The 14,209-nt window shown below is 42.8% G+C and carries 9 protein-coding genes, 15 tRNA genes and 3 rRNA genes; 2 read left to right on the plus strand and 25 right to left on the minus strand.

What is annotated here, in order from left to right; all coding sequences use genetic code 11:
- Nucleotides 1–364: 364 nt before the first annotated feature.
- Nucleotides 365–449: transfer RNA gene (locus CD003_RS13640), tRNA-Leu, on the plus strand.
- A 537-nt stretch (nt 450–986) separates the two neighbouring features.
- Here CD003_RS13640 and CD003_RS13650 read toward each other — a convergent pair.
- The 18 genes from CD003_RS13650 to CD003_RS13735 form a co-directional block, all read right to left on the minus strand.
- Nucleotides 987–1,075 (minus strand) — tRNA-Leu (locus CD003_RS13650).
- An 18-nt stretch (nt 1,076–1,093) separates the two neighbouring features.
- Nucleotides 1,094–1,168: transfer RNA gene (locus CD003_RS13655), tRNA-Cys, on the minus strand.
- Nucleotides 1,169–1,184: 16 nt separating this feature from the next.
- Nucleotides 1,185–1,259: transfer RNA gene (locus CD003_RS13660), tRNA-Gly, on the minus strand.
- A 5-nt stretch (nt 1,260–1,264) separates the two neighbouring features.
- A tRNA-Gln gene (locus CD003_RS13665) sits at nt 1,265–1,339 on the minus strand.
- A 4-nt stretch (nt 1,340–1,343) separates the two neighbouring features.
- Nucleotides 1,344–1,417 (minus strand) — tRNA-Trp (locus CD003_RS13670).
- 11 nt (nt 1,418–1,428) lie between these two features.
- Nucleotides 1,429–1,512 (minus strand) — tRNA-Tyr (locus CD003_RS13675).
- 88 nt (nt 1,513–1,600) lie between these two features.
- Nucleotides 1,601–1,676 (minus strand) — tRNA-Thr (locus CD003_RS13680).
- A 7-nt stretch (nt 1,677–1,683) separates the two neighbouring features.
- A tRNA-Phe gene (locus CD003_RS13685) sits at nt 1,684–1,759 on the minus strand.
- A 22-nt stretch (nt 1,760–1,781) separates the two neighbouring features.
- Nucleotides 1,782–1,858, minus strand: a tRNA-Asp gene (locus CD003_RS13690).
- Nucleotides 1,859–1,954: 96 nt separating this feature from the next.
- Nucleotides 1,955–2,031, minus strand: a tRNA-Met gene (locus tag CD003_RS13695).
- A gap of 19 nt (nt 2,032–2,050) precedes the next feature.
- A tRNA-Val gene (locus CD003_RS13700) sits at nt 2,051–2,126 on the minus strand.
- 139 nt (nt 2,127–2,265) lie between these two features.
- A tRNA-Glu gene (locus CD003_RS13705) sits at nt 2,266–2,340 on the minus strand.
- A gap of 21 nt (nt 2,341–2,361) precedes the next feature.
- Nucleotides 2,362–2,455: transfer RNA gene (locus tag CD003_RS13710), tRNA-Ser, on the minus strand.
- Between the two features lie 3 nt (nt 2,456–2,458).
- Nucleotides 2,459–2,533 (minus strand) — tRNA-Asn (locus CD003_RS13715).
- Nucleotides 2,534–2,542: 9 nt separating this feature from the next.
- Nucleotides 2,543–2,658 (minus strand): 5S ribosomal RNA (gene rrf, locus CD003_RS13720).
- 153 nt (nt 2,659–2,811) lie between these two features.
- Nucleotides 2,812–5,751 (minus strand): 23S ribosomal RNA (locus tag CD003_RS13725).
- 350 nt (nt 5,752–6,101) lie between these two features.
- A 16S ribosomal RNA gene (locus tag CD003_RS13730) occupies nt 6,102–7,653 on the minus strand.
- Together the 16S, 23S and 5S rRNA genes with 14 tRNA genes alongside form the textbook arrangement of a ribosomal RNA operon.
- 283 nt (nt 7,654–7,936) lie before the next feature.
- Nucleotides 7,937–8,803, minus strand: coding sequence for a nucleotidyltransferase-like protein (locus CD003_RS13735; protein WP_096201649.1), 867 nt, complete (start codon nt 8,801–8,803; stop codon nt 7,937–7,939).
- A 248-nt stretch (nt 8,804–9,051) separates the two neighbouring features.
- Here CD003_RS13735 and CD003_RS13740 point away from each other — a divergent pair, with 248 nt between their 5' ends.
- On the plus strand, nt 9,052–9,408 hold the full coding sequence (locus CD003_RS13740) for a YgzB family protein (RefSeq protein ID WP_096201650.1): 357 nt from the start codon (nt 9,052–9,054) through the stop codon (nt 9,406–9,408).
- A 32-nt stretch (nt 9,409–9,440) separates the two neighbouring features.
- On the opposite strand, the gene perR is transcribed toward CD003_RS13740, so the two are convergent.
- The 7 genes from perR to CD003_RS13775 all read right to left on the minus strand — a co-directional run bounded on the left by perR (nt 9,441) and on the right by CD003_RS13775 (nt 14,152).
- Entirely contained in the window at nt 9,441–9,878 is a 438-nt protein-coding gene (gene perR, locus CD003_RS13745) for a peroxide-responsive transcriptional repressor PerR (RefSeq protein ID WP_096201651.1), read from the minus strand.
- A 153-nt stretch (nt 9,879–10,031) separates the two neighbouring features.
- Entirely contained in the window at nt 10,032–10,322 is a 291-nt protein-coding gene (locus CD003_RS13750; protein ID WP_306453961.1) for a cyclic-di-AMP receptor, read from the minus strand.
- A gap of 160 nt (nt 10,323–10,482) precedes the next feature.
- Nucleotides 10,483–10,953: a thioredoxin-dependent thiol peroxidase gene (bcp, locus tag CD003_RS13755; RefSeq protein WP_096201653.1), complete on the minus strand. Its 471-nt coding sequence runs from the start codon at nt 10,951–10,953 to the stop codon at nt 10,483–10,485.
- A gap of 66 nt (nt 10,954–11,019) precedes the next feature.
- Entirely contained in the window at nt 11,020–11,454 is a 435-nt protein-coding gene (locus CD003_RS13760) for a potassium channel family protein (protein WP_257008365.1), read from the minus strand.
- A 114-nt stretch (nt 11,455–11,568) separates the two neighbouring features.
- Nucleotides 11,569–12,354: an ABC transporter permease gene (locus tag CD003_RS13765; protein ID WP_096201654.1), complete on the minus strand. Its 786-nt coding sequence runs from the start codon at nt 12,352–12,354 to the stop codon at nt 11,569–11,571.
- A gap of 3 nt (nt 12,355–12,357) precedes the next feature.
- The gene (locus CD003_RS13770) at nt 12,358–13,152 is read right to left on the minus strand and encodes an ABC transporter permease (RefSeq protein ID WP_096201655.1); all 795 of its coding nucleotides are present in this window, start codon (nt 13,150–13,152) and stop codon (nt 12,358–12,360) included.
- On the minus strand, nt 13,142–14,152 hold the full coding sequence (locus CD003_RS13775) for an ABC transporter ATP-binding protein (RefSeq protein ID WP_096201656.1): 1,011 nt from the start codon (nt 14,150–14,152) through the stop codon (nt 13,142–13,144). The genes CD003_RS13770 and CD003_RS13775 overlap by 11 nt, the downstream gene beginning before the upstream one ends.
- Nucleotides 14,153–14,209: the final 57 nt, after the last annotated feature.

The following is a 14,209-nucleotide window of genomic DNA, read 5'->3' on the forward strand; positions in this document are numbered from 1 at the left end:
AACTTTTAGGTAGTAAACTAGCGCAGTGGGTAGATAACCCGTTTTATGAATTAGAGAATTTCGACAAAAAAAGCACTCACATCGATGGTAAGTACTTCCCTCTTACTATATAGTCATAACTATATAACTGTTCACCTTTAAAATATGCAGTACTACTTAAGTATCCTTGAAAATTTATTGACTGATATCCTCAGAAGAGTTAAACTATACATAGGCATGAGTGGTTTATCGGGTAGGTGCAAGTCACCTCGAAGGTAGGGTGCTCTTTTTTTATAGCTACTATTTTAAAATGTAATGGTCGGTTTTAAATTACATTGACACTTATTGAAGAAACTGATATTATTAATTTTGTTAGTTTAAATATGCCGGTATGGCGGAATTGGCAGACGCGCACGACTCAAAATCGTGTTCCTTCTGGAGTGTCGGTTCGACCCCGACTACCGGTACCATTTTTATACATAACTACAATAGCATATACAACGCCTTTCTACATATGTAGAAAGGCGTTTTTTGGTTTATAATTTACCAAACTGTCTATATTAGTAGTTACCATTTTACTTTCTATTTACTAAAGTTGTAATAACATAGGAAAACATTGCAGTTATGAAAATCAAAGCAGGTGTGTAATGTAAAACAAGGAAATCAAACCAATAAGGGTCAAACATCGAATGTCCCACAACTCGATGTTGTCTATAAAACCATACTACAACAATTCTTTCGAATATTACTACAATAGAAATCGGTAGAAATAAAAACCAAAATGTGTACTTACGAAATAAATTGTACATTTATTAATCCAACCTTTATCGTATTAAATTTATTAGAGTACTTTTTGCTGTTCTTCGACAAATGGTACATTACTTAACTTTAAAAAACTACTATCTATTCTTCCATATCAACAAAAGTAATATGATTTGATAAATTTTTGACCACAAAAAAAAGACAACTCATTAAGAGATATTGTCTTTGTCTTTTATGTAAATAAATGGTACCGAGGGCCGGACTTGAACCGGCACGATAGTCACCTACCGCAGGATTTTAAGTCCTGTGTGTCTGCCAATTCCACCACCCCGGCTAGGACTAATTATGTATATGGAGGCGGCACCCGGATTCGAACCGGGGGATAAGGGTTTTGCAGACCCGTGCCTTACCACTTGGCTATGCCGCCTTCTTATTTTAAAAATTGGAGCGGAAGACGAGATTCGAACTCGCGACCCCCACCTTGGCAAGGTGGTGTTCTACCACTGAACTACTTCCGCTTATATGGCTGGGCTAGCTGGATTCGAACCAGCGCATGACGGAGTCAAAGTCCGTTGCCTTACCGCTTGGCTATAGCCCAATATTGGCAGGGGCAGTAGGAATTGAACCCACACCGGAGGTTTTGGAGACCTCTGTTCTACCTTTAAACTATGCCCCTATTGAGTTAAATGGTGGAGGGGGACGGATTCGAACCGCCGAACCCTAAGGAGCGGATTTACAGTCCGCCGCGTTTAGCCACTTCGCTACCCCTCCATAATTAAAAATACATTATATATTATACCATATGAATCCAGATTAGAAAAAGTGATAATTAATTATAATTCTTCTTTTTTATTTATAGTGGTGCCGGCAAGAGGACTTGAACCCCCAACCTACTGATTACAAGTCAGTTGCTCTACCAGTTGAGCTACACCGGCAATAAAATGGTGGCTCAGGACGGAATCGAACCGCCGACACATGGATTTTCAGTCCATTGCTCTACCGACTGAGCTACTGAGCCATATCTGCATTAAAGAATTAAATGGCGGTCCGGACGGGACTCGAACCCGCGACCTCCTGCGTGACAGGCAGGCATTCTAACCAACTGAACTACCGGACCAGATAAATTTTAGTGAAATCGACGATGTAGGATTTGCTCCTGCGGTTACTCGTCGCAAAAAACTACAATGATGCTTAATCAGGAAGCTTACGTTTTTGGTTGCGGGGGACGGATTTGAACCGCCGACCTTCGGGTTATGAGCCCGACGAGCTACCAGACTGCTCCACCCCGCGTCGTTATTAGTATGAAATATGGTGGAGGATGACGGGATCGAACCGCCGACCCCCTGCTTGTAAGGCAGGTGCTCTCCCAGCTGAGCTAATCCTCCGAAGTATTGATGAAGTCAAATCAGAGTAGACCCCTGTTTCTTCCTCTTCTAATTTAATCAAGTTGTCTATGCGTCGAAACAACTCGTAGAATATTCTATGAAGTAATGCTCGTAGCTGAGCTAATCCTCCATATTTATATGGTGACCCGTACGGGATTCGAACCCGTGTTACCGCCGTGAAAGGGCGGTGTCTTAACCGCTTGACCAACGGGCCATCTAAATTAATAGTAAATCCTGGCGGAGAGCGAGGGATTCGAACCCTCGAGACGGCTTTTGACCGCCTACACGATTTCCAATCGTGCTCCTTCGGCCAACTCGGACAGCTCTCCAATTGGCTCCACAGGTAGGACTCGAACCTACGACCGATCGGTTAACAGCCGATTGCTCTACCACTGAGCTACTGTGGAAAAATATAAACCTAGCAACGTCCTACTCTCGCAGGGGGAAGCCCCCAACTACCATCGGCGCTGAAGAGCTTAACTTCCGTGTTCGGCATGGGAACGGGTGTGGCCTCTTCGCCATCATCACTAAGTCAACCACTCTGTGATACTTCCTCGCAAGACTTGCGACGAGTAACCGCAGGAGCAGATTTCTTCGCTGAAATTGCTTTCAACTGAGAGTTGTTCTCTCAAAACTAGATAGTGTTATATATGCAGGTCGTCGAATTCATTTCAACCTTAGAAAATTGGATAAGCCCTCGACCGATTAGTATCTCTCAGCTCCACATGTCACCATGCTTCCACCCGAGACCTATCAACCTCATCATCTCTAAGGGGTCTTACTTACTTAACGTAATGGGAAATCTCATCTTGAGGGGGGCTTCATGCTTAGATGCTTTCAGCACTTATCCCGTCCACACGTAGCTACCCAGCTATGCTCCTGGCGGAACAACTGGTACACCAGCGGTGTGTCCATCCCGGTCCTCTCGTACTAAGGACAGCTCCTCTCAAATTTCCTACGCCCGCGACGGATAGGGACCGAACTGTCTCACGACGTTCTGAACCCAGCTCGCGTACCGCTTTAATGGGCGAACAGCCCAACCCTTGGGACCTACTTCAGCCCCAGGATGCGATGAGCCGACATCGAGGTGCCAAACCTCCCCGTCGATGTGGACTCTTGGGGGAGATAAGCCTGTTATCCCCAGGGTAGCTTTTATCCGTTGAGCGATGGCCCTTCCATGCGGAACCACCGGATCACTAAGCCCGACTTTCGTCCCTGCTCGACTTGTAGGTCTCGCAGTCAAGCTCCCTTATGCCTTTGCACTCTACGAATGATTTCCAACCATTCTGAGGGAACCTTTGGGCGCCTCCGTTACTGTTTAGGAGGCGACCGCCCCAGTCAAACTGCCCACCTGACACTGTCCCCGAACCGGATCACGGTCCTAGGTTAGAATTTCAATACAGTCAGGGTAGTATCCCACCGACGCCTCCACCGAAGCTTGCGCTCCGGTTTCCAAGGCTCCTACCTATCCTGTACAAACTGTACCAAAATCCAATATCAAGCTACAGTAAAGCTCCATGGGGTCTTTCCGTCCTGTCGCGGGTAACCTGCATCTTCACAGGTAATATAATTTCACCGGGTCTCTCGTTGAGACAGTATCCAAGTCGTTACACCATTCGTGCGGGTCGGAACTTACCCGACAAGGAATTTCGCTACCTTAGGACCGTTATAGTTACGGCCGCCGTTTACTGGGGCTTCAATTCAAAGCTTCTCCCGAAGGATAACCTCTCCTCTTAACCTTCCAGCACCGGGCAGGTGTCAGCCCCTATACTTCGCCTTGCGGCTTCGCAGAGACCTGTGTTTTTGCTAAACAGTCGCTTGGATCTTTTCACTGCGGCTCTCTCGGGCTTGCACCCTAACAGAGCACCCCTTCTCCCGAAGTTACGGGGTCATTTTGCCGAGTTCCTTAACGAGAGTTCTCCCGAGCGTCTTAGAATTCTCTTCTCGCCTACCTGTGTCGGTTTGCGGTACGGGCACCTCTCACCTCGCTAGAGGCTTTTCTTGGCAGTGGAGGATCAGGAACTTCGCTACTATTATTTCGCTCGCCATCACAGCTCAGCCTTTACGATAAGCGGATTTTCCTACTTACCAGCCTAACTGCTTGGACGCACATATCCATCAGTGCGCTTACCCTACCTTACTGCGTCCCCCCATTACTCAAACGGTGAGGAGGTGGTACAGGAATATCAACCTGTTGTCCATCGCCTACGCCTTTCGGCCTCGGCTTAGGTCCCGACTTACCCTGAGCGGACGAGCCTTCCTCAGGAAACCTTGGGCTTTCGACGGAGGGGATTCTCACCCCTCTTTTCGCTACTCATACCGGCATTCTCACTTCTAAGCGCTCCACCAGTCCTCTCGGTCTGACTTCGCAGCACTTAGAACGCTCCCCTACCACTGACACCTAAGGTGTCAATCCATAGCTTCGGTGATACGTTTAGCCCCGGTACATTTTCGGCGCAGAGTCACTCGACCAGTGAGCTATTACGCACTCTTTAAATGGTGGCTGCTTCTAAGCCAACATCCTGGTTGTCTGTGCAACTCCACATCCTTTTCCACTTAACGTATACTTTGGGACCTTAGCTGATGGTCTGGGCTGTTTCCCTCTTGACTACGGATCTTAGCACTCGCAGTCTGACTCCCGAGGATAAGTATTTGGCATTCGGAGTTTGACTGAATTCGGTAATCCTGTGGGGACCCCTAGTCCAATCAGTGCTCTACCTCCAATACTCTCACCTCGAGGCTAGCCCTAAAGCTATTTCGGGGAGAACCAGCTATCTCCGAGTTCGATTGGCATTTCACCCCTACCCACACCTCATCCCCGCATTTTTCAACATGCGTGGGTTCGGGCCTCCATTCAGTGTTACCTGAACTTCACCCTGGACATGGGTAGATCACACGGTTTCGGGTCTACGACGGCGTACTGTAATCGCCCTATTCAGACTCGCTTTCGCTACGGCTCCGCATTATCTGCTTAACCTTGCACGACATCGTAACTCGCCGGTTCATTCTACAAAAGGCACGCCATCACCCGTAAATGGGCTCTGACTACTTGTAGGCACACGGTTTCAGGATCTGTTTCACTCCCCTCCCGGGGTGCTTTTCACCTTTCCCTCACGGTACTGGTTCACTATCGGTCACTAGGGAGTATTTAGCCTTGGGAGATGGTCCTCCCAGATTCCGACGGGGTTTCACGTGTCCCGCCGTACTCAGGATCCACTCTGGAGGAAACGAAGTTTCGACTACAGGGCTGTTACCTTGTTTCGCGGACCTTTCCAGGTCGCTTCATCTACTTCGTTTCTTTCTTACTCCGTATAGAGTGTCCTACAACCCCAAGAGGCAAGCCTCTTGGTTTGGGCTATATTCCGTTTCGCTCGCCGCTACTCAGGAAATCGCATTTGCTTTCTCTTCCTCTGGGTACTTAGATGTTTCAGTTCCCCAGGTCTACCTCCACATACCCTATGTATTCAGGTATGGGTACCATCCCATTACGGATGGTGGGTTCCCCCATTCGGAAATCTCCGGATCAAAGCTTACTTACAGCTCCCCGAAGCATATCGGTGTTCGTCCCGTCCTTCATCGGCTCCTAGTGCCAAGGCATCCACCGTGCGCCCTTTCTAGCTTAACCATGACAAAACATAATTGCTAATTGCAAATTACGAATTGCTAATTAAAACCTTAAAGGTTCGTCAGCGTGTAATCGCTAAGGCGATTACACTTAAATGAATTCTTGACTTCTCAAGTAAAACTCAATCGATAAACGATCAAATTATACTAGTTGCATATATAAATCACTATCTAGTTTTCAAAGAACAAGGCTACTACATTGAGTAGCTTCTTTGCTGCCTTGCGACGAGTAATCGCAGGAGCAAATGTATTTGTTGAGAGATTTATTCTCTCAAAACTGAACGACAAAAGTCCGAAGCGTCGAACAACACATAATGTGAAGTCCGTCGACTAGAGTTAAATACTCCATAGAAAGGAGGTGATCCAGCCGCACCTTCCGATACGGCTACCTTGTTACGACTTCACCCCAATCATCTGTCCCACCTTAGGCGGCTGGCTCCAAAAGGTTACCCCACCGACTTCGGGTGTTACAAACTCTCGTGGTGTGACGGGCGGTGTGTACAAGGCCCGGGAACGTATTCACCGCGGCATGCTGATCCGCGATTACTAGCGATTCCGGCTTCATGTAGGCGAGTTGCAGCCTACAATCCGAACTGAGAATGGCTTTATGGGATTGGCTCAACCTCGCGGTTTCGCTGCCCTTTGTACCATCCATTGTAGCACGTGTGTAGCCCAGGTCATAAGGGGCATGATGATTTGACGTCATCCCCACCTTCCTCCGGTTTGTCACCGGCAGTCACCTTAGAGTGCCCAACTGAATGCTGGCAACTAAGATCAAGGGTTGCGCTCGTTGCGGGACTTAACCCAACATCTCACGACACGAGCTGACGACAACCATGCACCACCTGTCACTTTGTCCCCCGAAGGGGAAAGCCCTATCTCTAGGGTGGTCAAAGGATGTCAAGACCTGGTAAGGTTCTTCGCGTTGCTTCGAATTAAACCACATGCTCCACCGCTTGTGCGGGCCCCCGTCAATTCCTTTGAGTTTCAGCCTTGCGGCCGTACTCCCCAGGCGGAGTGCTTAATGTGTTAACTTCGGCACTAAGGGCATCGAAACCCCTAACACCTAGCACTCATCGTTTACGGCGTGGACTACCAGGGTATCTAATCCTGTTTGCTCCCCACGCTTTCGCGCCTCAGCGTCAGTTACAGACCAGAGAGTCGCCTTCGCCACTGGTGTTCCTCCACATATCTACGCATTTCACCGCTACACGTGGAATTCCACTCTCCTCTTCTGTACTCAAGTCTCCCAGTTTCCAATGACCCTCCACGGTTGAGCCGTGGGCTTTCACATCAGACTTAAAAGACCGCCTGCGCGCGCTTTACGCCCAATAATTCCGGACAACGCTTGCCACCTACGTATTACCGCGGCTGCTGGCACGTAGTTAGCCGTGGCTTTCTGGTTAGGTACCGTCAAGGTGCCGCCCTATTTGAACGGCACTTGTTCTTCCCTAACAACAGAGCTTTACGACCCGAAGGCCTTCATCGCTCACGCGGCGTTGCTCCGTCAGACTTTCGTCCATTGCGGAAGATTCCCTACTGCTGCCTCCCGTAGGAGTCTGGGCCGTGTCTCAGTCCCAGTGTGGCCGATCACCCTCTCAGGTCGGCTACGCATCGTCGCCTTGGTAAGCCACTACCTTACCAACTAGCTAATGCGCCGCAGGCCCATCTTGTAGTGTTAGCCGAGGCCAACTTTAAGATAACACGCATGCGCGAATTATCTAACATCCGGTATTAGCTCCGGTTTCCCGAAGTTATCCCAGTCTACAAGGCAGGTTGCCTACGTGTTACTCACCCGTCCGCCGCTAACGTCCGGGAGCAAGCTCCCTTCAGTCCGCTCGACTTGCATGTATTAGGCACGCCGCCAGCGTTCGTCCTGAGCCAGGATCAAACTCTCCTTAGAAAGTGTGATATAAGCTCACTGTCACAAACGTGACGTTTCGATTTTAAAAAATCGAGAAAATTAACGAGATGTGTTTACATCTCTTTTACGCTTGGCTTTTGTCTTGTTCAGTTTTCAAAGAACAAATGATTAACCGCTCGATAGCGACTTTAATAATATAACACTTTAATCATTTTGTGTCAAACATAATTTTGATTTTTTTAAAACCAAAATCACCTCGTCTTTTCAGCGACGCTTATTAATATAACATGTCGAATACTCGCGGTCAATACTTTCTCTTTTTTTATCTACAATAATATTTTCTGTGATAAATACCTTTCGCTTTTGTTTCCTTTAACGTAGTCTGAATCTTATTCTTTTGAACAAGATATTCAATAAGAAGTTCTAGGTCAACACTGTAATCCTTTAATTCATAATGACTCATCAATTCATTAATCGACCACGACTCTTCCTTAGTCTTCATAATGTCAATTATATGTTTACACCCCAAATCCATCTTCGTTCCAATGGTAAATTCATTAGCAATTAATAGTAGCTCGACTCTTTTTTCTATCGGTTCATTCCCCACAATTAATTCATGGTATAGCTTATATGTTTCTGGTTCGATATGCTTAACTTGTTTCCATACCGTCACTTCCGGATAAAACCCACTTTCTATCACTGCCAACCGAGCTTGGTGGTGTAAGGCATGCATAATACTATTAAAAGCATCTAAATAGTTCCCCGAGTGATAAAAAGACTTACTATCTTCAAAACGTCGAACAAGCTTCGCGAACTCTATCCCTATTTTTTTCTTCCTGTCTCCTACAGGGAATTGTCTTACCCTATCCTTCATTGAAGCAACTGTTTCATTTCGGTCGAATAAGATCTTCCCATTAAAAAACCAGTCAATAAATCTACGATTGCTTCCAGATATACCCCAACAGTTAATCGTATTTCGGTCAACCTGATGCATCGCAACCTTTTTATCTTCGTACTTATAATGTTTAACGAACCATGGATCCTCTACTATGTCCTTTACAACAATCAATATTACATCAAAGCGGTCAGTAACAGATTCGCATAAAAACTCCCTCTCTACCATTAGAATACCAAGCGTATCCGTTTCTCCTGCTTTATCTTGGTATAATTGTCTTAGTAGTGATTCCATTGTTACCTGCTCCTCTCTAAGTTAAAACAAAATTCTTCGTAAATAATTTTCTATGAGGGATAATTTCGACACAAAAAAGTAGAACCCTCTTTTCATTTTTAGTAGTGCATTTTATAGCTTCAATTCTGTAAGAATAATCATAAAAAACTTCGTTACTTATTTCGACACAGACTCGCACCATGGTAATTAATATCGTTTTTCTCTTGTCCTACTGTATGCTATACTGTTAATCAGGAGGGAATAACTCTATGGGAATAAAATATACAAACAAAATAAATAAAATACGCACGTTTGCATTATCGCTAGTTTTTATCGGTATCGTCGTTATGTACGTCGGCATCTTCTTTAGGACTTCTCCACTAGTGATGAGTTTAACAATGTTACTCGGTTTCCTTTTTGTCATCGGTAGTACAGTTGTTTACTTTTGGATTGGTATGCTCTCAACAAAAACAGTACAAGTGACATGCCCTTCTTGTAGTAAGAAAACTAAAATGCTTGGACGAGTTGATGCTTGCATGCATTGCGACGAACCATTAACATTAGACCCTTCCTTAGAAGGAAAAGAATTCGATGAAAAATACAATAAAAAACAAGTAAAAAGCTGAACCCAACTTGGGCTCAGCTTTTTTTCAGAAAATTAATGTGTCTCTTTTCCATTACATTCCGTACAAGTCCCATAAATCTCCATTCGATGAGAACTCACTTTAAATCCAGTTACATGCTCTGCAAGAGTCTCAACCTCATCTAAACCTGGGTAATGGAAATCTACAATCTTCCCACAACTTTCGCAGATAACATGATAATGATCTGAAGTCACACAATCGAACCTACTTGAAGAATCACCATATGTTAATTCTTTGACAATCCCAACTTCTTTAAACACTCTAAGATTATTATACACCGTTGCCACACTCATATTTGGGAATTTCCCTTCAAGTGCCTTATATATTTCGTCTGCTGTAGGATGCGTCATTGATTCAAACAAATATTCGAGTATGGCATGACGTTGCGGGGTCATGCGAACCCTTGTACTTTTCAGAGAATCAATCGCTCCTTGCAAGCGATGATTAGACATCGTCATGCACCTCACTTTCAAGAAGAAAACAATTCTTATTTTATAATGTTTATAATTAGTATAATCGGGTAATCGTGTATTGTCAATGTTTTCACTATATACAACAAAGAAACGAACCCTACTATATATCTATGTCCTAATTACTTTTTCATGCTAGTCAAGTTTATTTAGAAAGGGTGCAACTTGAGTTGCGTTGACAACAAACGATGTAAGCCTACTTTCACTACTCCGCTTTTTACCCTTAATTTTCTCAACGTCTAAACACGCCTTCTTTATAGAACCTTTCAACTCCGCAATATCATCCTCTAGTACTCCAAAGAGAAAAGTAGTACTTCCTTTTTTCAAAAATCCACCTGTACTAGCTAACTCAGTCATACGATAACCTTTATTCTTGAGCTGCCTTTCAATCTCTTCCTTGTAATAATCATTCACAATACAAATCATGAACTTCACTACAATCTCTCCCTTACTATTATTTGAATAAAATACATCACTATCCCCTACCAATATCTTCATTACTATATGACATCAAATCATGATTCCTATATAAAAAGATTGCTCCAAAAGAATAAGCTTGACCTTCTGGAGCAATCTCAAAGTATGATTATGACAAATTATCTTTTATGTAATTCAACGCTTCCTCAACATGGTCTTTAACACGAACCTTTCTCCATTCTTTCAAAAGGTTCCCTTCCTTATCAATAATGAAGGTAGAGCGTTCAATTCCCATGTATTCTTTTCCGAAGTTTTTCTTTAACTTCCAAACTCCATAAGCTTCAGATACCGTATGATCTTCGTCAGCTAATAGCAGGAAAGGTAACTCATGTTTCGCAATAAATTTTTCATGACGCTCTATCGGGTCTGGACTAACTCCTAAAATAACCGCGTCTACTCCCTCAAAATCATTATGACGGTCTCTAAAGTCACACGCCTGTGTTGTACATCCAGGAGTCATATCTTTCGGATAAAAATAAAGAACAACATTCTTACCTTGAAAATCAAATAGCTTAACTTCTTTTCCGTCATTTGCCTTCAATGTAAAATCCGGTGCTGTTTGTCCTACTTCTACTGTCATTTAAAACCCCTCCTAATATACCTAACATTAGGTACTTTTTATTAGAGTATCGAATTTTTCACACTATTACAACTGTCTTGAAGGTCTCTCGTAATAAATAACAGTAGAAACAACAAAAGCAGCAGGAATAATATACCCAATAAGTGCTTGAAACATCGCAATGAGTCTCCCCCAACCTAATGGGGTAATATCTCCATACCCAACAGACAAAAGGGTAACAGCACTAAAATAAGTCGTGTCCTCAATTAAATGCATCACATGTCCACCAACGTGACGACTACCTTCTGTCAGAACTGTATAGCCCATCAACTCCAAAGCCATATAAATTGCACTAAAACCAAAAATAATTGTCAAATACACTAGGAAAAGTACAACGAAATTACGAAAGGATACTCGCTTCCCCCTGACAGGTCGATCTTTTATTAATAACAAGAGACTAACACAAATCCCCATAAATGCAACCGTCATGATACACCCTATTATAATGTCTCCCAAAAACACCACCTCACCATAAATGTATGTCCACACCTACAAAAACTTTCTGAGGTTTATTTAAAATTTTTGTATAGAAAGAAAAAAAGCAGAGATCACAAAAAGTAATCACTGCTTTACTCGTTAATTTCCAGCCCCACGGTACTTAGTAACTCCTTTATTCCAAACAATAATAGCAAGGAAGAAGAAAAGAACTCCCATAAACGGTGTTAACGCCGCATACACATACCATTCTTCTTTACCTAAAAAGTACGCTGATGGGTAAACCCCAACAAAAGCGAAAGGTAAAATCCATGTAAGAACGAAGCGAATAACTGGATGATAAATATCTACTGGGTAACGTCCATAGTTCCCGATATTGTACATCATTGGCATAATATCTGTTCTACTATCCGACCAGAAGCTAATCGATGCAAGCATGATAAAAACCCCACCATATATTAACGCCCCGCCAACTGCCATTATAATGAAGAGAAACGGATCATACCACGCAAATGATAAGTCCAGGTGCATCGAAGCATATATCATAATCGCTATTCCTGTTATCGTTCCAAACAATGATTCTAACTCCATTCTTTCTAGAACAATTTGAAATAAACTATGAATCGGCCTTGTAAGAATCCGATCCATCTCTCCCTTTACAATATACCGTTCATTAAAGTCCCATATATTAAAGAATGATGAGAAAATAGAAAATGGCACTAGGAAGAAGCCGTAAATAAAGATAATTTCTTCTCTAGTCCAACCTGCTAGAAATCCGGTATGACCGAAAACAACAAGGATAAATATTAAATTTACCGCTTGAAACAGCAAATCAGATAAAATCTCAATGACTGTATCCACTCTATATGTAAGCCTTGTCTTCAAATATTGAGAGGCATATTGCATAAACATTGATAAATAATACATTTATTAGCCCCCCTGTACCACAAGTTGTTTTTTCGCAATCAACCATAATGCTTGAACAGGAACAATTAAGATTAATGCCCATACTAATTGAAATAGCAATGCGTTATAAATCTCCACTCCTGCAAATCCCTCAGTAAATATCATTGAAGGTATATAGCTAATCGCCTGGAATGGGAGGAAGAACATCGCTTCTTGAGCCCATAAAGGGTAGAAACTAATAGGCAGTAGAAGTCCTGAAAACAAGTCAATAACAACCCGCTTTCCACGAATAATCCCATTATTGTTCATTACAAAAAATGTAATTAAACCCGTCAGTAGATTTATTTGTGTATTGATAATAAAGCTAAACATTATCGAGATTAAGAAGAATAACCATACTGATAATTCAGCAGAGAAGCTTATTGGAAACACAAGCCAAACTATTACTAACCCTGGTGCCGAAAAGAAAAATAACCGGAATAGCCCCTCTCCTAGACCTTGCATCGTCTTCATAATAAGATAATTATAAGGTCGAATCATCTCAATCGCTACTTTGCCCTCTTTAATTTCTTGAGCTATTTCTCGATCAATATTATTAAAGTAAAATGCCCTAGCCATCCAAGCAACAGCAACGTACGTAGTCATTTGTAAAACAGATAATCCTTGAATCTCTTCCTGACCACCATAAATAGCAGTCCAAAGAAAATAATACGCTCCAATATTGATACTGTATATTAGTATTCCACTATAATAATTTGTCCTGTAGGCCAGCATCATCAGGAAGCGTATCCGAATCATTTCGATATATTTACTTGCCATGCATGACACCTTCTTCATATATATTACGAATGATTTCTTCCGTCGACACTTTATTTACTTGTACATCTAGAATGTCACATTTTGCAGCTACTCTGCTTATGACAATTGAAACTAGAGACTCTTCCTCGACTAACGCTCTCCAAACATTTTCTTTCTCACCTTTTTTCCATTGAACTGCTTCATTTCCAGTTACTTCTCCTAGCTCTCGTTCAGTAATAGGCGTCGAAAACTGAAACTGTACCTCTTTTCCACTAACCCAGTTCTGCTGAAGCTCAGCAAGTTCACCGTCATAGATGATCTTACCTTTATCTAGCATAACAACACGACTACACAAAGCTTCAATATCCGAAATGTCATGCGTAGTTAATAAAATTGTCGTTTGGTATTTTCGATTAATCTCTTTTAAAAATTCTCGTATCTTTAGCTTAACTAGTACATCAAGCCCAATCGTCGGTTCGTCTAGAAACAATAGTGGAGGATTATGAATTAGAGCTGCTGCCAACTCACACCTCATTCTTTGCCCTAACGATAATTTCCTCACAGGCTTATCTAATAGCGGCTCTAAATCTAACGTTTCAATAATTTCTTTCATATGAGCTTCATATTGCTCATCAGGGACTTTGTAAACTTTTTTAAGTAAACGAAATGATTCTTGTACAGCAATATCCCACCACAACTGTGAACGCTGACCAAAAACAACTCCAATAGAACGAACAAATTGCTCACGTTGTTTATGAGGATTCATTCCATTTACTGTTACTTCGCCTGATGTCGGCGTTAAAATTCCCGTCAGCATTTTAATACTTGTTGATTTACCAGCACCATTTTCTCCAATATAACCAACCATCTCTCCCTTTTTCACTTCAAAGGAGATATTATCTACCGCTGAAAGTATTTTATAGTTTCGTGTAAATAAATCTCTGAATGCTCCTTTAAGACCAGCGCGACTCGAGTGCGATTTAAATTCCTTTGTTAGATTTTCTACCTCTATCATATTCATGTAGGTCTCCACCTTTTTTTTCATTCATTAGTTATATGTCCATGAGTTATATAAAAC

It is taken from the genome of Bacillus sp. FJAT-45350 (assembly GCF_002335805.1).
In the GTDB taxonomy this organism is placed as follows: domain Bacteria; phylum Bacillota; class Bacilli; order Bacillales; family NISU01; genus FJAT-45350.